A 20,249-nucleotide genomic window follows, 5' to 3' on the forward strand; every position below is an offset into this window, starting at 1 on the left:
GTCCTGGCGCGATCGCCCCGCCCGAGGTCTCCACCAGTGGTAGGTCGTTGCGGACGTGCCCTGATCGGGCCCGGTGCAGCGCAGCGGCCCCGACGGACGTCAGGCCGGACCGCTTTCGTTCGGCGTTTCTACGCCGCGGCACCGTTGATGGTCAGGTTACGTAGGGTGATGGTCAGTCGGCGGGCGGCGCCCGGGTCGAAGCCCGGGCCGGTGACGTCGATCGGGCGGCGTGCCTGAAAGGCAGACAGTGCGGGCTCGGGTGGGGTGTCGATCCGTTCGACGATCGGCTGGATCGCTCTGTCGACTGGTGCGGCAAACAGCTTCGCGATGATGCTTACTGCCGTGCGGGTCGGTTGCCGGAATGGTTCGGCAAGTCCGGTGTTGACGAACAACGGGTTGTGCAGCACGTACCGGACAGGGCTGTCGGGATGTTCGACGGTGAAGGCGACGCCGAGCAGGTCGTTGGCGCGGGCGCCCTGCATGGTGGCGGCGAAGGGTCGGTAGCGTCTGCGGAGTTGGAGGTCGTCCCAGCGCAGCCGACCGGCTCTGCTGCCGGTGCCGCACAGGTTCACGATGACCGGGTGGGGCGCTCGTTCGAGCGTGGTGCGTAGTTCCTCGGCGAGCAGATACCGGCTGAGCACGTACAGCGCCAAGGTGCGCTCGATCCCCTCGGCGGTTTCCTGACGCTTGGTCTGATAGCGGAAGGCACCGAACACGAGGGCGTCGATACGCGGGTGCTCTGTGCGTAGCCGGTCGGCGAGCCGGATAGTCATCGTCGGTGAACTGAGGTCGGCGGACAGAAAAGAGCACCGGTCGCCGGCGCTGAGCCGATCGGCTTCGGTGAGTAGCGCTTCACCCTTGACCTGGTTCGTTCCGACGGCGATGACTTGGTCGCCTCGGCTCAGATAGTGCAGAGCCAGCGCCCTGCCGATGCCCTGAGTTCCACCGGTGATGACCAATGTGCGCACAGGTCGTCCCCTTCCACTTGCCGGTACGCTCGATCTTCGGCTGACGGTGAGGACGGCGAAAGAAGGAACATCGATGTCTCCACTTCTGTCGGTGCCGGTTACGGCGCAGGACCGATCCTTGTGCACGGCGACGGACGTGCTGCGGCGCACCGGCGACAAGTGGAGCGTGTTGCTGATGGCGGTGCTCGCGCAACGGCCGTACGGGTTCAACGAACTCGATCGGGCCGTGGACGGGCTGAGCCGGAGGATCCTCACCTGCACGCTGCGGGGGTTGGTACGCGACGGGCTGGTAGACCGGACACCACACCCCGGCCCTGCTGCGCGCGTTGACTACGCTCTCACCGACCTGGGTCGATCGCTGTTGCCACTCATCATTGAGGTCGGCCGCTGGGCGGAAGCCCACGAGCACGACATCCGCGCCGCACGCGCCCGCTACGACGCCGACGCTTGCTGATCTCGGTTCCGCATCTCGGTCGGACGGACGGTGTCCGCGAGGCCCCGCTACGGCGATAAGCTGCACCGATGCGCCTGGCCGTTCTCGGACCACCTGGGTCCGACCGGGAGACCCTCGCCGGCACCATCGCCGCGCGTGTCGGCGTTGCCTCCATCAGCCTGGCCGACATCTTCAAGGCCGAGACTCAAGCGAACACCCCGGCAGCGATCCAGGCCCTACGGCACATGAACGCCGGGGAACTCGTGCCTGACCATGTGCTCCTGTCCATGATCCGCAGCCGTCTCGCCCAACCCGACACCACCGCCGGTTTCGTCCTCAATGGCTTCCCCAACCACAAGATCACAGCGGCGGCACTCGACACGATGCTGTCCGACCTCGGCGCACCCATCGACCGTGTGATAGACCTCGTCCTGCCCGACGCCGAGGTCCTACGCCGGTTGACCGGCCGCCGCACCTGCCGCGACTGCGGCATACCCTGGCACACCGAGTTCGCCGCCCCAGCCCGCCCCGACATCTGCGACCGCTGCGGAGGCGAGCTGTTCCGGCGCTACGACGACAGCCCTGAACGCATCACCGCAGGCCTGCGGTCCTACCGACCAGCCGCTGAAGCCACACTCAACCACTACCGCTCACTTGACAAGCTGACATCTATCGACGCGACCCTCACACCAGCGGAGGTCACGGCGAAGGCCGTCCAATGACCGGCTACCGTGCGCCGCCGACCACGGCCCAACTCGCACGTCGCTGATCTCTTGGGCGGCGGTAGTCGCCGTTCGCAGCCGTACATCAGTCGGTGGCATGAGTCCTCGGCGGATGTCGCACGCCGCCTGGTCGGGATCACCGTGCCCTGGTATGTGGCGGCAGGCTGGGCGCTGGATCTGTTCCGCGGTGAGCAGACCCGCGAGCACCACGACATCGAAATCGCTGTGCCAGCCGGACGATTCCCGGAGATCCGCGAGCGTTTCGCCGAGTTCACGTTTGACGCGATTGGCGCCGCTCGGATCTGGGAATCGGCCACGCCAGAGGTGCTGACTGCCACCCGGCAGACGTGGCCGCGCGAGCCGGAGACGGGACGCTACCTGCTTGACGTCTTCCGTGAGCCGCTGGCGGCCCCCACGGCACCCTGCAGCAACAATGACCCAACACGGCCTCTGCCACCAGATTCACTCAAAATGGTTTCAGGTGGCTTGTCTCGTGGGCCATAGGACAGCGAATGCCGGAATTGACGGCGACCTCGTACAATCTGATCCTCGGTGTCGTAACGACGGGGGTCGGTGATGCGGGCAGGTAAGATCATCTGGTTGACGGCTGTTGCCTCGCTCGCCGTGCTAGCGCTCGGCTGCGCGGCCCCAGGCACCCGAGACGGCGACGTGCCGGCGGTACCCACGAACACGCCGGCCTCGTCCGCAGTGGTGGCGGAGCCGACCGGTCCGCAGGCAGACGCACCCCCCAACCACGCCGACAACAACGGCTGGAAGCAACGGCACGAACTCTCCGCCGCAGACCAGCGCACCGGGCAGAAACTCGCCGCGCGGATCCGGCCCAAGCTCGAGGCACTACGCGCGGCTGGAGACTTCGCGCCGGCGTCCACTCAGCGAGAGCTGCTCGAACTGGGCATCAAGGCAGCCGCGATCGAGGTCACCGCCATGCGACCGCCGACCGGACAGGAGACCCCCCCGCCGGGTGCGGTGTACGCGGTCCACTTCGCGAACGTGGGCTGTGTGATCGGGGACGTGCGGCCCGACCGGGTCATGGTCGAGGTTACCGGCTCGGCTTCCGAATTCGGGTGCCTGGAGCCGTTCTCGCATTGACCCCATCGGGCGTCATCAGACCCGGGTCCGGATGGCCCGGCGGAGACGACCGGACCAGCCTCATCCTGACAATTGCTATCGGATGTGTGACCTCGGTGCCCTGGCTGGCAGGTGCGGCGAAGTCAGGTGGTGCCGAGAAGATCCCACCGGAGGCCGACGCCGCAGCGCGCAACACGAGTTCACCGGCTATGTTCCGGTGGCCATGTAGACGGCGAGGATGTAGTTGCGGTGGCGGTCAATCACGCGGACCTGGAGACGCTACTTACCCAGATCCGGAGGACGCGGTGGCGCTATCTCGGTCGGCGGCAGATCAGCGCACAAGCGGTGGCCGGCAGTTAGCGCTGTTGGGCGAGGCTTGCGCCGGCCGGATTGTTTGCCGTTGTGGGCTACGGTCGTTACGTGAACGGCGAACTTGCCCAGTACTTCGCGCTCGCCACGCACGGCAGCGCCTGGTTGGACGGGCGTACCGCGTCGATTCCCGCGCGGCCGGAGCAGACTCACCGCGCGTTTGAGGGCGTCGGCGCCGTGACCTTCGGCGACACGGACAGCGTCCTGGGTTGGCTGCAACGGCTGTCGGCCGAACGTGTGGACAGGCTTTGGCTTGCCATGCCCGACCTGCTTTCAGGCGACGGCACCAGTCCCTTGCCGTGGCACCATCAGGCGGCGTTCGCAGGTGGCCTCCCCGCAGGCCTGCTCGCGACGAGCAGTTCAGGCAATCAGCTGTGGCGCGCATCATGGGACGTCGGCGATCGCGACGCGCCAGACCACCGAATCTGGCAGGTCACTTACCACAACACGCCGGTTTCCTTCGGTCCCCAACGCCCTGATACCGACCAGGCGGCGGCCACTCTGATCGCATCGCTCGAACGGGCGCAAGCGTTCGCCACGCGGTACGACCTCTACCCGTGGCACGGAGTCTTCGCTCGCGCTCGACAACAATGGTTCGCCCGCGACGCTGAGCCGGCCTACCACCCGGACCTGTTACCGGACGGTTGCTACGACGATGCGAGTCGACGACTCGCATCGATGGCACACGCGGCTTGGGTCTTCGGAGGAATGGGATCATGGAACGATCTCGGCTTCCCGGAGACCAAACGTCATGCAGAGTATGAACGGATCACCCACGAATTGTTCGCCGCGCTCATGTACGCCCTCCTGGCCAGCGCCAACGCGGACCTGACAGCCACCTGACCGCCACATCGTCCGGCAACCAGCGACGAGAACCAGGGCGGCATCGCACCGGGTGCTTGACCGAGCATGGTCCCTGTTTCGAGCAAGCTCGCGCCGAACTCGCACCCGGTCTGCGGCAGGCCGGTACGGTTCGTCTTCGTGTTAGGTGAGCCGGTCGCGCAGCAGGCCGTGTCTGAACTGGTAGACGCCGCCGGCTTGGCGTAGTACGCCTCGGCGATGGGCGTCGGCAAGGAATGCCATAAGCGGCCAGGGCAAGTCGTTTCGAATGCACCACCATAGTCGCGCATATTGGAGTGCACCCCATGAGGTCGTCAAGAGCCCGACCGCGAGCCCGACTGTGAGCCCGAGCGTGACCCCGAGCGCGAGCCCGAGCGTGAGCCCGAGTGCGATCCCGAATGTGAGGCCGAACGCGAGCCCGCACATCAGCCCGAACGCAAGCGCGTTTGCCAGCGCTCGACGCCGGTCGTTGCGTAGGAGTGCGAGCGGGTCAGAGGCGGTGACTTCGGCGTCGCCGCTGCGGAAGGAGGTGCTGACCTCCAAAACGAGCAAAGCTATGAGCCCTACTGCGAGCGCCGCTGCCACGCGTCCGTCCGAGAGCCCTACCACGAGCCCGCCCACGAGCCCTACCACGAGTCCGCCCAGGAGCCCGGATCCGTTGCGACGGATGAACGACCGGTCCGACCGTCGCCAGCGTATCTGCCGTCGGGATGGAGTTACGTGCCCGAACGCAAGCCCGTACGTGAGCCCGCCCTCGACCACGAACGCGACCACGAACAGGAGCCCGAACGCGAGCCCGAACAGGAGCCCGAGCCTGAGTCCGAACGCGAGCCCGAACGTGAGCCCGAACGCGTGACCGATCGCGAGCCCGAACGTGAGCCCGAACGCGGGCCCGAACGCGAGTCGTATGTGGCGGGGGAGCGTGTGGGCGAGTTCCCACCAGGCGAGGTCGTGGGTGTTGCGCTGGTGCATGTGGTGGGCGATGTTGCGGAGGTATCGGTCGGCGTCTGCGCGGTGCCAGGTGCGGCCGGTGGGGTCTGGTTCGGGTGGGTCGGGGTAGGCGGCGGGGATGAGCCGGTCGAGGAGGTGGGCGTGGACGGTTTCGGTGTCGGGCAGGTCGAGGAGTTTGCCGGGTTGGTTGTCGGGTTGGTCGGGGTCGGTGTGGGTGATGCGGGCGAGGTCGATCCACAGGGGTGCGTTGAGGGCGGTGGCGAGCCGGCCGCCCTGGTGTGTGGCGTCGCGGCGGAAGGCTGCCTCCCAGTCGTCGGGGCGGTTGGTGGTCCGTTGCAGGTATGCGCACGCGACATCAGCGGGGATGGTGGCGATTTCCAGGACTGTGGCGGCGGCCATCGTGGTGCGGGGCAGTCTGGTGAGGGTGTCGAGGTATTCGGTGGTGCGGCTGGTCAGAATCAGTGGTTGGTCGGGGTCGAAGGTGTTGCTGATGGCGTGGACGGCGCGTGCTCGGCGAGGAGCGGGCATTTCGTCGAGACCGTCGAGCATCGGGAGAAGTTGGTTGGTGGTGATGGGCCTGCGGTAGCCGTACTCGGTGGTGAGTTGGCTAATGATCCATTGTTCGAGGGTCTGTTCGTCGGGGTTCCAGGTGGGTAGGCGTAACAGCACCGGCACCCGGTCTTCTGGGTTGCGTGTCTGGAGGAGGCGCAAGGCCTCGCGTAGTAGTAGCGAGGTCTTGCCGGCGCCGGGTTCGCCGAGGATGACGACCCGGCCGCGTAGCCGCTTGTCCGTCAGGACCTGGTGCAGGGCGTCGGGGTGATGCAGGTCGAGGCATCCGTCGAGGTTCAGCGGCGTCGGTTCACCGTCGCTGCGGATGTTGCTCCAGTGGTCGGCGATCGGCGGGCCGATCGTGGTCCAGGCAACGGGCAAGGGATGCGGGTTGGCGAGCCGGCGACGGCCCAACTCTGGACGCCACACCTGCTCCACCGCGGCGGCGAGTCCGCCCAACCCCGACAAATCCGCATGCCCGTTAGGAGTGCCGGCAGGACCACCAGCAGACCGCACCGCCTGGACCGCCAAGGCGAGCCCGAGGAGGCCGGACATGCCCCCGATGACGCTGAAGACCTTGTCGAGCCCATCCAGCACGTCATTGTCGTGTAAGGACCGGGCCAGCAGGTAGAGCACCATACCCAGCATCACAAGGCCCGCACCCCACGCAAGGCGCCGCCCTCGGCCACCGACCCGATTGCCAGCCACCACCACACCCTACCTACCGTGATCAATGCGTCACGCCGATGGTCGTCGGTCACGCCATCCGCTCATCGGTACGAGCGAGTGGTCAACCCACCGCGCCTCATCTGGCAGGGCGGAGGGCGGCAGCTGGGTGTGTGCAGGGCATCATCAGTACTTGTCGGTATCGGGCCGGGTACTCGTTGGGTACAGCGACTGGCGGCGCGGGGATGGGTCGGACCATCGGGGAGCCTGTCACGGGAGCCGACCGCCTGGGCTGCCGTTCCGGGAGGGACGCATGCCGCCCTCCCGGGAACGCTTGGGGTGACGCCCAGCCTCGCCCATCACGGTATCCCCGGCGTCGGCCGGGAGGTGGTGATCGTCCCGATGCTGTCCACTTTGATCAAACTGTTTTCGCGGTGTCCACGTCGTGATCGGAGCGGCCGGGCGATCGGCCGTGATGACTGCCCATGAACGCGGTCCGTGCGCGCCGCCCACTTGGTGTGGACGGCGCGCACGGTGAAGGGGCGAGGGTCAGAACCTGCCGGCCTTGATGTCGGCCACCGTCACACGGGAGACCTCGAAGGTTTCCACAATGGTGGTCTTCAGATCCGGATAATCCAGCACGGACCTGATCGGCACCCCGTTCTGGGCGTTGATCGTCAGCACCTGCTGGCCGTCGTTCCCAAACACCCTCGCAGTGAGGGTCAGGGTGGGCTGCCCGCCGGTCGTCGATTCCGCGACGGTGACATCGGGAATGGTGGAGATCAGGCGAAGCACGCCTGCCCGTACCTTCGGGTCGCCTCCCCCCGCGGAGAGCACGATGACGCTGTTGACCCAGAGGTAGTTGTTGGCGGCGAACTTCTTCTGTTCTTCGGTAACCGGCGGCGGGCTGGTGACCCCCAGCTGTCGAAGGATCTCCGTTCGGTCCTGCTCAGCAGTAGGGGGCTTTCCCTCGTCGTACACGGAGTTGATCATTTGCTCTCGGGCCTTGGCAAGGTCACCGGTTGCCGCGTACCGCGCCGCCGCCACCCCACGGGTATTGAAGCCGTTACCGAGGTTCTCACCACGAACGACCACCCGTGGGAGCTGGCGCCGGGCCTCCGTGAAGTAGTAGTCGCCGCTGTCGGTGTGCAGGTGGTACCGGGTACCAGATGGCACGGTGCCCCGACGGACATCGACCTTCTCGATGATCAGCGACGCGTCACCTGGCAGTACGGCGTTGTCTGCTGCGAGGCTGGCCGCCAGGGACACGAGCTTGATGTCGCCTGCCGGTGCCGGGGAGACAGGCCCCGCCTGATTGTTCGGGCCGGTCGGAGCCGGGGCCGTACCGGATCCGATGGCCATCGGCAGGACCAGCGCGAGCGCGGCCACGGCCGCGACACCACCACCGGCGGCCACGCCGATCACGTGGCGCTTGCGCCGCCGCGCACGGCCGCGCTGCTCGATCGCCTCGACCGGACGATCCATCTGTACGTCGGAAAGGGTCTGCTTCACCGCGTCCCACACCTCATCGTCGTTCATGAGCGAATCTCCTAACAGGCTGCGGGCACGAGCTGCGCCCGCAGGGTTGCGGTGGCACGGGACAGATGGACGGCTACGGTTTGGGCGGAGATGCCCAACACCGCAGCCACGGACCTGGTGTCCAGGTCGAGCCAGATACGTAACACGACCACCTCACGCTGCCGCCGCGGCAGCCGGCGAACGGCGGCCAGGAGGGCGTCGTTGGTGTCGAATTCGTCCCCGATGAGGACCGCCCGGTCGTGGCCGTCGAGGGCCACCTCCCGCCGGCGTCGCCGCCACCAGGACACCCGGACGTTGAGGGCGGTGCGCACCACCCACGCCGCCGGTGCCGGATGCTGGCTCACCTTTGGCCAGGAGGCCCAGGCTCGCGCGAACGCCTCAGCGACCAGATCCTCCGCCAGCGCGCGATCGCCCGTACCAGCTAGTACGGCACGCAGGCAGTTGTCTCGAAATCGCTGATAGAAGTCCGCGAAGTCCTTCCGTTCTCGTTCCACACGGGGTTCACGCATCAGCGCCCCGATCCATTTACCCCCACGGAAGAAATTTTCCGTTGACCATCACTGCCGGGGACGAGCGACTGCTGCCGCCACGCTCCGTGGCCGGACGTCGGCCCGGCCGACTTCCCCGAACTGCCGATGTGAGCGAGCCGGAGCACTCACGTCACGTCGGTCATGTCGATGGTGCCGGTGGCGAGGAAGTAGGGCGATGGCACAGCGATACGCCGTGCGTGGGCCATCCGTAGTCGGGTGGCCTGCCACCAGGAGTCGACGTCGTGGGTGCCAGTGAGGAAGACGATCCGTCGCCCGTCGGGAAGCGGGATGACCGAGGGGCCGCAGACTCCGCGGGCCATCCACGATGGGGTGCCGGGTGCAGCGGTGTCGAGCACGCGTTCGGGCGTTGACCAGGCCGCGCGGTCCGGCGACGGGGTCGCGGCGCGCATCACCCACAGACCCTGGTCGGGGTAGGGCGTGGTGCCGTGCAGGTTGGTACCGCGCGCCAGTGTCATCTCCCACCCGTGCGAGGTCGGGTAGACCGCGTTGTCGAAGAAACCCTCCTCACATGTGGCGAAGCGACGCGAAGGCTCCCACTGGATACCGTCGGCGCTGTCAGTCACATGCAGTTCGAAGTTGGGCTGTTCACCGGGGGCGACCTCGTGTGGCGTGGCGAGAAACCACATTCGGTAACCGGTGTCGACGGCGATGACGAGCGGTTCGAGCACGCTGGGCCGGCCTGGCCATCCGCACAGAACCGGCGCCGCGTTTCGCGCCCACTGCCCTCGGGAGTTCCGCGTGAGGACACCGATCGCGTACGCGCTGCCCCGGCCGTAATGCCGAGCGCCGACGCGACCGGCGTAGTAGATGCGCGCACTTCGTTCGCCGTGAGGTGGCACGTAGCTCGGGGTGTGCATGCCGCCCGCGTCCCACGCCCCCTTGGGCGGGTCGTCGATGATCGGACGCCGGTCGAGTAGCCAGCCGGCCTGATCCGGTCCGGCACCGTTGGGCAGCCGCGCCTGGTAGAGCCGGTTCCGGAAGCTGGTGGAGAACCCGCCGACGAACATGAACCAGCGGCCGTGGATCAGATGGACGTCGGGGTCGCTCAGCCCGAGGATCCCCCTCGGCATCGTGGTACCGAGCATGTCCCAGATCGGCTGCCCAGTGACCGGACCCGACGAAAATGGCATGGCGAACTCCTCAGCGAGCGCGCGTCAGCGCGGACTCCCCTGAGCGCCAGGTAGGTCACCATCAGCATAACGGTTCCAGGGAGTCACGCTCGTGGTGGCCACAACTCAGCGTTTCGGCCACGCAAATCACCAACGCCGGCTCCGAAGGCACCAACCGCGTCATCGAAACCATCGCCCACGACGCCTACGGCTTCCGTAATCCCGACAATCAACGGCTACGCACGGGTGGACGCTTGCGGAGCGGGCTGGGCATGGCTCGCCGGATGGGTCGCAGGACGCGCGGCGGACTCCGATCCGGACGGACACCCGGATTCCCGCCGGGCCAAGAAAGGTCACGCCGTGCCTGAACCCGTGGCGCGTCCGTCCGTAGTGTCAGCCGACCGCCCCGAACCCCGGGGGTGGCTCCGGCCCGGACCGGTACGCCACGCGACCATGCAGCCCTCGCGCTGAGGCATGTTCAAGGAGCACATCGATGAAGATCCCGATCCGGCGACCAGGCCCGAGTGGCCGGTCGCCGGTGCGGCGGACGGTTCTCCGCGCCGTGCTGGCCGTTCTGCTGCCCCTGTCGGCGACGACCGTGGTGATGGCCTCGACGGCCTCACCCGCACAGGCCGACGACTACTACAACAGCATCACCGACGCCTCGCCGGAGAACCGGAACTGGATGAGCCGGGTCCCGGACGACACCAAGCTTTCCGCCCTGTCGGTTCCGGGCACCCACGACAGCCTGTCGCTGTGCGGGTTCTCCGGCGGTGGTGGCTGTGAGAGCTTCAGCACTTCGGTCACCAAGACCCAGGAGGATCACGGCTACTCCGGCCAGACCCTGACCACGCAGTACGAGGCCGGTATCCGGGCGATCGACATTCGGGTCCGGGTGGACAAGGGCGACGCCGGTTTGAGCTTCACCATCCACCACGGCGTGTACTACCAGCACGCCAACTTCACCGACGTGCTGACCAAGACCCGGGACTTCCTGCGTGCCAACCCGTCGGAGACCGTGCTGCTGAGCCTCAAGGCCGAGTGCTCGGGCTCCGGGGCGTTCACCTGCTACGACGCCGACGGATACGGCACCACCGACTGGCGACTCAAGGTCTTTCGGTCCTATCTGGAGGGACGTGCCTACACCGGCGACGGTGACGAGTACGAGCCCGCGACCGCCTGGCGGGAGCTGTTCTGGGCGGACTCGGTCACGGGCAACCAGAAGGCGGCGGTCCCCACCCTGGACCAGGTCCGGGGCAAGATCGTGCTGCTCGGCTTCCGGGGGCCTCGGGGCGGTGTCTACAACGGGTACGGGGTGCTGCCCACCTTCGCGTCGGACACGTCCTACACCGAGTACGTGCAGGACAGCTTCCAGGTACCCAACCTCTGGGACATCGCACCGAAGTGGGAGAAGGTCCGTACCCACCTGCGTAAGACCAACGGGGTGTGGGACGGCAACCGGGGGGAGCAGACCGCGCACCCGCACCGGCCCGACGCGATCTACGTCAACTTCGCCAGCGGCACCGGTGACACCGTTCACCCCCTGATGGTGGCCGGCGGGCAACCCGGGGTGACCGGGGTCAACAACTTCCTGCTCCAGTGCCTGCGTGAGCGCAACAGCCGGTGCCCGGAGTTCTACCCCGACCGGGGCGACAACTTCGGCGGCCGGCAGAGCATGGACCGCACCGGCGTGTTGATGATGGACTTCCCGGGTGGCGGCCTGATCGACGAGATCATCGCCCGTAACCCGGAGGGCGGAGACGGTCCGGGTGAACTTGAGCCGGGCACCCTGCCGCCGTACCGGGGCGGCACCCCCCGGCCCCAACTCGACGGCGAGCTGCTGGAGAACACCGACTTCGCCGACACCACCAAGCCGTGGTGGGTCAACGCCGGGATGACCGAGCGGCTCAGCGGCGGCGCCTTCTGCGTCACCGCTCCCGCGAGGACCAACCCGTGGGACGTGATCGTCGGGCACAACAGCATCTACCTGCCCGGCGGCAACTCGTACACGTTGCGGTTCCGGGCCCGCGCGAGCGTCAGCCGGCAGGTCGTCGTACAGCTGGCGCCGTTCGACAACCCCACCAACGTCACATACCTGGCCAAGTACCCCACCCTGGGTGACGGGTGGAAGACCTTCGAGTACACCTTCGACACCACCTTCGCTCAGCCGTACGTCCTCGCGCAGCTCCAGTTCCGGCTCGGCGGGGCCAGCGGGTCGTACGAGTTCTGCATGGACGACGTCTCGCTGGCCGGGCGGGAGTACGTCTACACCGCGAATCGGGGGCCCCTGCTGAAGGTCAACCAGCACGGGTACGCACCGATCGGACCCAAGCGCGCGACGATGGTGACCAACGCGACCTCGGCGCTCAGCTGGACGTTGCGTCGCGTCGGCGGTGGCACGGTGGCCACGGGTACGACGAAGCCGGCGGGCTTCGACGGCTCCGCCGGCACCGGCGTGCACACGATCGACTTCAGCCAGGTCACCGCCACCGGCCGTTTCGAACTGGCGATCGGCAACGAGGTGAGCCACCCCTTCGACATCCGGTCCGACCTGTACGCGTCGCTGCGGACGGACTCGATGCGATTCTTCTACTCCAACCGCAGCGGCATCGCCATCGACGGCGGCATCGCCGGAGCCGGGTACGCCCGCCCGGCCGGGCACGTGGCGGCCTCGCCCAACGGCGGGGACACCAACGTGGCGTGCCAGACGCCGAAGTCCTACGTCGACAACTGGACCTGCGACTACCGCCTCGATGTGACCGGCGGCTGGTACGACGCGGGCGACCACGGCAAGTACGTGGTCAACGGCGGCATCGCCACCTACCAACTACTGTCGGCCTGGGAGCGGGCCGTCGCGGCGGGCACCCAGGCCCAGCTCGGTGACTCGACCCTGGCGGTTCCCGAGCGGGGCAACGGCGTGCCGGACATCCTCGACGAGGCCCGCTGGAACCTGGAGTTCATGCTCAAGATGCAGGTTCCGGCCGGCAAGCCACTGGCCGGCATGGTGCACCACAAGGTGCACGACGAGTCGTGGAGCGGCCCGCCGATGCTGCCGCACCAGGCCAGCAAGAAGCGGGAGTTGCACCGCCCCTCCACGGCGGCGACGCTCAACCTCGCCGCCGTCGCCGCCCAGGGCGCGCGGGTCTACCAGAATTTCGACGCTGCCTTCGCGAACCGGCTCCGGGTGGCCGCCGGGTACGCCTACACCGCGGCGCGGACCAATCCCACGCTGTACGCCCCGCGCGCGGACCGCGTCGGTGGCGGCCCCTACAACGACGACGACGTCACCGACGAGTTCTACTGGGCGGCGGCGCAGCTCTACCTGACTACGAAGACCAGCACCTACCTCGACGACCTGCGGTTGAGCCGGCACCACGCCTCCGGGGTGGCGTTCAGCCAGAGCGGGTTCTACTGGGGTTCGGTGGCCGCGCTCGCCCAACTCGACCTGGCCCGCTTCGGCACCGACCTGTCCGAGCGGAACCAGATCCGGTCCTGGGTCACCACCGCCGCCGACCGGCTGATCTCGTTCCAGCGGGCGGAGCGGTTCGGCCAGACCTACACGCCGGCCTCCGGCCGGTACGCCTGGGGATCGAACGCCTCGATCCTCAACAACCAGGTGGTTCTCGCCACCGCGTACGACCTGACGAACCGTCGGGTCTACGCCGACGCGGTCCTGGAGGGCTTCGACTACCTGCTCGGCCGCAACGCCCTCGGGCAGTCCTACGTCACCGGGTACGGGACCAACGACGCGAAGAACCAGCACAGCCGCTGGTACGCCAAGTCCCTCGACGCGCGGCTGCCGCACCCGCCGGTCGGGTCGGTCGCGGGCGGGCCGAACTCGGGCCTGGATGATCCGCTGGCCGCCTCCTGGCTGCACGGCTGCGCGCCGCAGTTGTGCTACGTCGACAACCTGGAGGCCTGGTCGGTCAACGAGATCACCATCAACTGGAACTCGGCCCTGGCCTGGGTCAGCGCCTTCGCCGCCGACGTGGCGCGGGGCTGACCACACCACCCACCGCGGCCCGCGCGTGCTCCCCGTTCCGGAACACGCGCGGGCCGTGTGGCAGGCCGCCCGCCGGTAGCATTGACGTTGAGCCTGGCAATGGCGCTTGGTGGTGTACTGGCGCTGAAGATGCGATGGTCGCCAAAGTCATGGGGGAAGTTGGCCGAAGGTTCGGCCTCACCTTCCTGTTCTTCGGTGCTGCGGGCTGCCTCGACGTGCTGGGGATCGTGATCTGGACAGGGACACCACTGCATGCTGTGACTATGGTGGTCAGTTGGCTACTTCGCCTTGCGGTGTTCGTAATTTGTCTCCAATTAATTATTCGACGAAAATCCTCAAGCGAACACAGGACCGAATCAGATCCAAGCCTTCACGCTCAGGCGCGATAGCAATGCGCAGGGCACCGTAAATTCGTAACAACATCGGCGCGCTCATATGCCGGGCGACGTGCGTACGACTTTGCGGTAGTCAAGGCCGGAGTCACCATCCGCCACGCACACGGGCGGTGGCGTACCACGATCCGCCGTCCCGCAGGTACCTTCACCCATCGCTATACCCGTTCATCCGAGGTGCGAGGGCTGTTCGATCAGCCCGGTCTGGGGCAAGCGTCCGGTCATGAATCCATGCTGCCCTGGATCTGCACATCGTCGCCGAGTATTCGCATCTGCCGCTTAGCGCGTGGCCGGGCGATCGGGTAGGAGGTCGCCGCCGGTTCGAGTTGGAGGGCGGCGATCGCAGGCGGAAAGATCAGTGGCTGTGGGTGGTTGATGGAAGTGTCGAGTCCGATCGCTTACGAGGCACGCCGAAGGCAACCAGGCATCCACAACCATCAGCCGCATACCGGGGCCGACACGCCCCTTGTCAAACACTCGCTGAGAAGCGCGGCGGGCGTGAGAAGCGGCGCGAACACTGCCGCCGATTACCTCGATGTGTACACCCGAACCATCGCGCAGGTCCCCGAGAAACACCGGCGGCACCTGCTCATCCGTAGCGACTCTGCCGCAGATGAGCCGGTGCCGTGCTGGACCGGCTTCACGAGCTGCACAACCGCATTCTCGCTAGTCGGCAACGATCAGACGGGCGGGGTTGGGAACGCAGGGTCAGGCGCGAATCATCGAGTCTGGGATACGGACATCTGAATACATCAACGGCGTCGATTCGAACGTCCGCTACCATGACTCCGTGAACTGCTTGAACCGTCTGAACGTCGATTCGTGTTCGACCCCTGACCCTGCGCATCGTTCCTAACGACTGACGTGCCGGCGGCAGAATCGGCGCGTCGGATCACACCAATCAGCCGCGCGGTTTCACGTCGGACTATCTCAGCCGAATTGCCGATTCTCCAATTGGCGTTGTCGATTTCACGGTCGTAGGCAACAAATCCCAATCCGTTGGCTTGCCTAAGCTGCTCCCGTTCTGCATCGGTCATGTTCCGCTCACCCGCTCTGGTCACGTGGTGATAGGTAACAGGTCTATCGACACTCCAGTTGGGGGTCCCTACGATATGTCCAGGGTTCACATATTCCTGCCCTCCGGGAAGGTGTTCCCGATAAGGCCCCGAATAGAGATCATCGTAGGCTCCGTCCTTGATTGAGTTTAGAAATTCGACGCTCTCTTTCGCCGCGTCGTACTCCCTCACAGCTTCGATCAGTTCGGAATGCGATCCGATCCACTCCTGCCGCTCCTCGGAGAGGTTGTCAAAGTGCCTCCGTTCGCGGCCTGAAAGTTGATTGTAGGCTGACCCTGACACGTAATCGGGGTCGGCGTATCGGTCATACCCCACATCGGCCATGAATGTTACTCCTTCTTGGGCGACAGGATGGAATCAGCGTTCCGTGGCTGCGCCTTCCGTCGGGCGCCGTGGACCAATAAACGCCACCCATTCTCGGAGGCGCTTCTGGGCCTTGCCCTCGTCAATGCGAGATTGACGGCCGCGCCCAGGCTCGGGTTCAATGCAGTGATGCGCATCACACCGGGTGTGGCGCGGGGTGCGCGGCGCGAGGTGTGAGTAGAGAACCCTTCTCTACGCAGGCGTTAAGAAAGGGCCTCTCCTTACCCGGGCACGTAGTTCGGCGAGGACCATGCGGTGGTCGCTGCCGGGCAGTGGGTGCATCGCGACCGCGCGCACCGCTATCCGGCGGTCGACAAGCACGTGGTCGATCACCACGGGTGGGATCAGGTCTCCGTTGTACGGGCCCGAGGTGCCGGTGAGCCCGGCGCCGACCGCAGCGTCGGCAGCGTCGGCGTAGCCGCTGCCAAGCAGGGCCCGCTGCGGGGCGTGGTCGAGGGTGGCATTGAAGTCCCCGGCGAGGATGCTCAGCGGCCCGTCCGGGGTGGCGTTCGGCTGCGCCGCCAGGTCCGCGGGCCAGAGGCCCGTCTGGTCGATCGCGTACGGGGCCGCCGGGTGCGCCGACTCGATAACCCACTCACCGACAACCCCGCCCGGTGCATATCCTCGTCGTAGTCGCATGCGCCGGTGTACTTGGCCCATGCCGCTGCCCCGTAGATCGCAAGATCGGGTGCACGCTCATGCCGCGAGCGGTGCGCGGGACCGAGAGGACACCGACATGCCGTGCCCCGGACGGCCACCGCGTTCCTCGCCGTCTGTACGGTTCTGCCGCAGATCTCGATCGCTCTGCGGCTTTCCGGTCCAGCCGGCACACGCTGCCCCATCGGCGTAGCGGGACGTGAACGTGGGCTTGCGCTCCGCAAGGCTGAGTCACCACTCAGTCAAGCCAGCAGATCACCGCGTCGCCGTCCTTGGCGACCGCAGCGAAGAAGCTTCGGACTCCGGGCAGATAATGGGCCACCCACGCCAGTTCGCCAGGTCTATCCCAGGTACCGAAGTCGAACATCTCCTCGCTGTCGGGCTCGACGTCTGGCAACTCCACGAATTCCTCCGCTCCGTGGCCGGACATCGACTTACGCCACCAGTGCCTCGCTGAGGGCCCATAGACGCGCGGCGGCCTCGGGATCACGGGCCAGAGGGCTCGGCTCGATCTGCTTGCCGCGGAAGAAGTAGCCTCCCGTGACCTCGGCCGCCTCTGGGGCGCTGGCCAGGTAGACCGGGGTGGCCGCGCCGGTCTGGACGGTACCCATGAAGGGCTTGGCGGCTGCGATGAGCAGCTTGGCGACGCCGCTGGCCTCGCGGCCCAACTGGGTACGGATGAGGCCCGGGTGCAGGCAGTTGGCGACCACACCGGTGCCGGTCAGGCGCTTGGCCAACTCGACTGTGAACAAGATGTTCGCCAGTTTCGACAGCGGGTAGCTCGGCTCGCCGGAGGCCAGTTCGTCCCACGGGACTCGCCTGGCCGAATTATGCACATTCGACGACACCGTGATCACACGGGCCGGCGCACTGTCCACCAGCCGTTCCCGCAGCAGGCTGGTCAGCAAGAACGGCGCCAGGTGGTTGACGGCAAACATGGTCTCGTAGCCGTCGACGGTGAGCTGCCGCTTGAGCACGATTACACCGGCGTTGTTGTCGAGCACGTCGAGCCGGGGGTACTTCTCCAGCACCTCGGCGGCCACCCGGCGCACTTCGGCCAGGCTCGACATGTCGGCCGTCAGGAGGTCCACCCCGGCACTGGGCGCCCGATACCGGATCGCTTTGACGGCCGCCTGTCCTCGCTCGGCGTCACGCCCGACAACGACCACGGTTGCCCCCAACTCGGCCAGCCGGGCCGCCGTCTCCCGGCCAATCCCGCTGGTCCCGCCGGTCACCAGGCACACCTTGCCGGACATTGTGGTCATTGACCCTCCCGGATGCACGTGCCGCAGCACCACTTTCTCGCGGCGACGCCTCGGGTTCCAGGTCGTGGTGCGACGCCGCCAGCAGAATGACCGGTCCGTCCCGTTCTCCTGGCGATCCTCGATGCCGCCGTCAGCCGCCGCAGCGTCCAGATCGCTGCCGATGCGCCGGCCCACCCCACCATGCGCTACAACCGGACCGGTAAACAACCTGGACCGCCGCAGCAATCACCACGGTCGGGTGCCGTGGCCGGGCTCAGGCTGGGCGGGTGGCAGAACGCGTGCGTGGCTGGTGTCAACTGGTGGAGGGTGGTGCCTACTTGCGCACATGGAAGCGGAGCATCGTGACGGCGCCCGACTGGGTGTTGCTGAAAGGTTCCAGGTCGATCCTGCCGAGGCTTGAGGGCGAGAAGCGGACACCGTCGCCGAGCAGCACCGGTAGGACATACACCAGGATCTCGTCGACGAGCCCGCGCTGCAGGCACTGGGCGGCCACGTCAGCACCGAGGATCTCCAGGTTCTTGCCACCCGCGGCGCTGCGTGCCGTGGCAACGGCTTCCTCGATGTCACAGGTGAGGAACGTGACGGTAGGGTCCGGCTCGTCAGGAGGCTCATGGGTGAGGACGAACTGTCCTCCCCCGTCGTAGGCGGTGTCCTCGTCGGCCATACGCTTGGCGACCTCGTACGTGCCCCGACCGACGAGCATGGCACCCGTGGCCGCCATAACCTCCGGAAACGTATCCGCAGTCAGGTACTCGAAGATCCAGTCCATCGCGTGGCCAGGACCGGCGATGAACCCGTCCAGCGACATCGCCCTGTTCACGACCACTTTGCCGGTGCCGATGCTCACATCGCTCATGCGTCTTCTCCCAGGATTTCGGGGCCCGGGGCCGAATCATAGTTCGGCCGGCGGGAGGACGACGGCGAAAGTTGCACGCGTATCAAGTGGGTACGCGATTCGACCACGCGGTACTTCTTGCGGGGCAGCGGCGCACTGTCAAACTGGCCACGGCCTTCCTGCCCCGGCTTCGGTCGTGCCCGAACCTGGGCCCGCCGATTCTGGCTTGAGAACGTCGAGGGTCGCATCCAGCCGGTTGTCGAAGGGTCCACTCAACTCCAGGACAGGAGTGTCCTTCCACGCGTCGAGCGGGTCGTCGTACACCAGTTCCAGGAGCGCGTCATTCATTCGCGACCGAAGGCCGGGTAACTCCGCGGCGGGCAGGATCCGCTCGCTCTCCGGCGTGATCACCGCGATGATCAGTAGATCGAGAGTCGCGAACGCGAGCCGCAACGTGGAGGCATCGGCCTGCTCCGACGGATCCGCTCCGCCTGCGGCCAAGTATGCGAGATAGTCGAGCGGTGTGCGGTCGAAGACGGCACTGGATGTTGACGGCGACCGCATGCTCCGAACCGAGCAGGCCAACATCGCCCGGTAATCCTCCGACGACGGCGGGAAACTGAACTCGTACCCCTGCTCTTCCAGAAGGTAGTACGGCTCGTCGACCATGACGTGTCCTGGCAGATGCGCACACAGCGCTTCGGCCAGCGTGGTTTTTCCGATCCCATGCGTCCCGGAGATCGCGACCCTCATCCGCGCTCCCACCCTTCGACGATTCCCGGCGATCATAGGCTCGCACCAGAACGGCTGAACCGTCGTACCAGCGCAACGCCGCCGATGGCGCGTCACGCCGAGTCCGACCGTCCGCGATGACATCCGGGCCTGGCTGGTCGAACAGCTCGGCCAGCCAGTCGGGTGGGGTGCCTGCTACCGGTTGGCCGCGAGGAAGTTCTCCAGGATCTCGACGAACCGGGCCGGCTGCTCCTCGGCGGGGTAGTGGCCGCAGTCGTCGAGGACGACCCCGGTGACGTCGTCGGCCGCCAGCCGCATCGTCTGGGCGGCATTCGGGCCGCTCCACAGCGCGCCGCCGACGGCGAGCACCGGAATTGTCAGCCGGGTTTTGCTGCGTTGCTGGTTCTGCGCGATCGTCTCGTCCAGCGCCCGGTAGTAGGCGAAGCTTGCCCGCAGCGCGCGAGGGTCCGCGGCGATCGCGTCGACGTAGACGTCGACGGCGTACTCGGGGATTGTGGTCGGGGTGGCGGCCTTGGTGGCGAACTGCCAGCCGAAGAAGAGCCGCTCCCGTCCCCGGACCAGTTCCTCGTTGAGGTCGGTGAGCCGGTTGAAGCCGAATTGCCAGAGCTTTTGACTGGCCGCGGCTGGGCCGAAGAACGGCGGGGACGGGCTGAGGCCGGGGATCACGGCTTCGAGGACGGCGAGCCGGCCCACCTGCTCGGGGTGATCGGCGGCGAGGGCGTATCCGGTCCACGTACCGATGTCGTGGCCGACCACATCGAACCGGTCGTGCCCGAGCGCGGCCATCAACGCGACCAGGTCGGCGGCGAGCGTGCCGGCGTCGTACCCGTCGTCGGGCTTGTCGGAGAGCCCGGCCCCGCGCGAGTCGACGGCGACGACGGTGTGCTCGCGGGCGAGCGCGGGCATCACCTGCCGCCAGGCGTACCAGGTCTGGGGCCACCCGCCGACCAGTAGCAGCGCCGGCCCGTTCCCGCCGGTGACCGCGTGCAGCCGTAGCTCGTTCACCTTCACGAGCCGGCTGGTGAAGACGTCGAGGAACCCGTCAGGCAGTTGTAGCGAACTCAGGTCGGTCATGCCGGCGACGATACACATCTTTGAACGATCGGTACAAGATATGTA

18 protein-coding genes, 1 pseudogene and 1 riboswitch are annotated in these 20,249 nt (G+C 66.9%); of the genes and pseudogenes, 7 read left to right on the forward strand and 12 right to left on the reverse strand.

Annotation, left to right across the window (positions count from 1 at the left end):
- Positions 1-128: 128 nt before the first annotated feature.
- A complete protein-coding gene (locus tag E0H26_RS13450; protein ID WP_240742138.1) occupies positions 129-1,118 on the reverse strand; it encodes an SDR family NAD(P)-dependent oxidoreductase in 990 nt (329 codons plus the stop codon).
- Here E0H26_RS13450 and E0H26_RS13455 point away from each other — a divergent pair.
- From E0H26_RS13455 to E0H26_RS13475, 5 genes are all read left to right on the forward strand, one after another.
- Positions 1,105-1,422, forward strand: a complete 318-nt coding sequence (locus E0H26_RS13455; protein ID WP_240742139.1) for a winged helix-turn-helix transcriptional regulator — start codon at positions 1,105-1,107, stop codon at positions 1,420-1,422. The genes E0H26_RS13450 and E0H26_RS13455 overlap by 14 nt on opposite strands.
- 68 nt (positions 1,423-1,490) lie before the next feature.
- Positions 1,491-2,123, forward strand: a complete 633-nt coding sequence (locus tag E0H26_RS13460; protein ID WP_131303935.1) for an adenylate kinase family protein — start codon at positions 1,491-1,493, stop codon at positions 2,121-2,123.
- Positions 2,124-2,132: 9 nt separating this feature from the next.
- The gene (locus tag E0H26_RS13465) at positions 2,133-2,627 is read left to right on the forward strand and encodes a nucleotidyltransferase domain-containing protein (RefSeq protein WP_206025062.1); all 495 of its coding nucleotides are present in this window, start codon (positions 2,133-2,135) and stop codon (positions 2,625-2,627) included.
- A gap of 96 nt (positions 2,628-2,723) precedes the next feature.
- On the forward strand, positions 2,724-3,233 hold the full coding sequence (locus E0H26_RS13470) for a hypothetical protein (protein ID WP_240742141.1): 510 nt from the start codon (positions 2,724-2,726) through the stop codon (positions 3,231-3,233).
- Positions 3,234-3,632: 399 nt separating this feature from the next.
- Entirely contained in the window at positions 3,633-4,424 is a 792-nt protein-coding gene (locus E0H26_RS13475; protein ID WP_131303938.1) for a hypothetical protein, read from the forward strand.
- A 141-nt stretch (positions 4,425-4,565) separates the two neighbouring features.
- On the opposite strand, the gene E0H26_RS30300 is transcribed toward E0H26_RS13475, so the two are convergent.
- The 4 genes from E0H26_RS30300 to E0H26_RS13495 all read right to left on the reverse strand — a co-directional run bounded on the left by E0H26_RS30300 (position 4,566) and on the right by E0H26_RS13495 (position 9,807).
- Entirely contained in the window at positions 4,566-6,560 is a 1,995-nt protein-coding gene (locus E0H26_RS30300; protein ID WP_165521849.1) for an NACHT domain-containing protein, read from the reverse strand.
- A 245-nt stretch (positions 6,561-6,805) separates the two neighbouring features.
- Positions 6,806-6,887, forward strand: a riboswitch (ZMP/ZTP riboswitch).
- A 249-nt stretch (positions 6,888-7,136) separates the two neighbouring features.
- Positions 7,137-8,126 (reverse strand): hypothetical protein, encoded by a 990-nt coding sequence (locus E0H26_RS13485; RefSeq protein ID WP_131303940.1) that lies wholly within the window; start codon positions 8,124-8,126, stop codon positions 7,137-7,139.
- An 11-nt stretch (positions 8,127-8,137) separates the two neighbouring features.
- Positions 8,138-8,635, reverse strand: coding sequence for a sigma-70 family RNA polymerase sigma factor (locus E0H26_RS13490; RefSeq protein ID WP_131303941.1), 498 nt, complete (start codon positions 8,633-8,635; stop codon positions 8,138-8,140).
- A 146-nt stretch (positions 8,636-8,781) separates the two neighbouring features.
- Entirely contained in the window at positions 8,782-9,807 is a 1,026-nt protein-coding gene (locus E0H26_RS13495) for a hypothetical protein (RefSeq protein WP_131303942.1), read from the reverse strand.
- A 65-nt stretch (positions 9,808-9,872) separates the two neighbouring features.
- Here E0H26_RS13495 and E0H26_RS30590 point away from each other — a divergent pair.
- Both E0H26_RS30590 and E0H26_RS13505 read left to right on the forward strand, forming a co-directional pair.
- A pseudogene (locus E0H26_RS30590) lies at positions 9,873-10,031 on the forward strand (transposase); the annotation flags it as partial.
- Positions 10,032-10,279: 248 nt separating this feature from the next.
- Entirely contained in the window at positions 10,280-13,789 is a 3,510-nt protein-coding gene (locus E0H26_RS13505) for a phosphatidylinositol-specific phospholipase C domain-containing protein (protein WP_131303943.1), read from the forward strand.
- Between the two features lie 1,144 nt (positions 13,790-14,933).
- Here the strand turns inward: E0H26_RS13505 and E0H26_RS13510 are convergent.
- From E0H26_RS13510 to E0H26_RS13540, 7 genes are all read right to left on the reverse strand, one after another.
- Positions 14,934-15,581, reverse strand: a complete 648-nt coding sequence (locus tag E0H26_RS13510; protein ID WP_131303944.1) for a hypothetical protein — start codon at positions 15,579-15,581, stop codon at positions 14,934-14,936.
- A gap of 231 nt (positions 15,582-15,812) precedes the next feature.
- On the reverse strand, positions 15,813-16,259 hold the full coding sequence (locus E0H26_RS13515) for an endonuclease/exonuclease/phosphatase family protein (RefSeq protein ID WP_338106209.1): 447 nt from the start codon (positions 16,257-16,259) through the stop codon (positions 15,813-15,815).
- Between the two features lie 256 nt (positions 16,260-16,515).
- Positions 16,516-16,680 (reverse strand): hypothetical protein, encoded by a 165-nt coding sequence (locus E0H26_RS13520; protein WP_240742143.1) that lies wholly within the window; start codon positions 16,678-16,680, stop codon positions 16,516-16,518.
- 31 nt (positions 16,681-16,711) lie between these two features.
- Entirely contained in the window at positions 16,712-17,716 is a 1,005-nt protein-coding gene (locus E0H26_RS13525) for an SDR family oxidoreductase (protein WP_206025064.1), read from the reverse strand.
- A 139-nt stretch (positions 17,717-17,855) separates the two neighbouring features.
- Positions 17,856-18,398, reverse strand: a complete 543-nt coding sequence (locus tag E0H26_RS13530; RefSeq protein WP_131303945.1) for a dihydrofolate reductase family protein — start codon at positions 18,396-18,398, stop codon at positions 17,856-17,858.
- 138 nt (positions 18,399-18,536) lie between these two features.
- Positions 18,537-19,130 (reverse strand): AAA family ATPase, encoded by a 594-nt coding sequence (locus E0H26_RS13535; protein WP_131303946.1) that lies wholly within the window; start codon positions 19,128-19,130, stop codon positions 18,537-18,539.
- A gap of 174 nt (positions 19,131-19,304) precedes the next feature.
- Complete coding sequence (locus E0H26_RS13540) at positions 19,305-20,204, reverse strand: alpha/beta fold hydrolase (RefSeq protein WP_165521851.1); 900 nt, start codon at positions 20,202-20,204, stop codon at positions 19,305-19,307.
- Positions 20,205-20,249 lie beyond the last annotated feature (45 nt).

This window comes from Micromonospora zingiberis (assembly GCF_004331455.1).
In the GTDB taxonomy this organism is placed as follows: domain Bacteria; phylum Actinomycetota; class Actinomycetes; order Mycobacteriales; family Micromonosporaceae; genus Micromonospora; species Micromonospora zingiberis.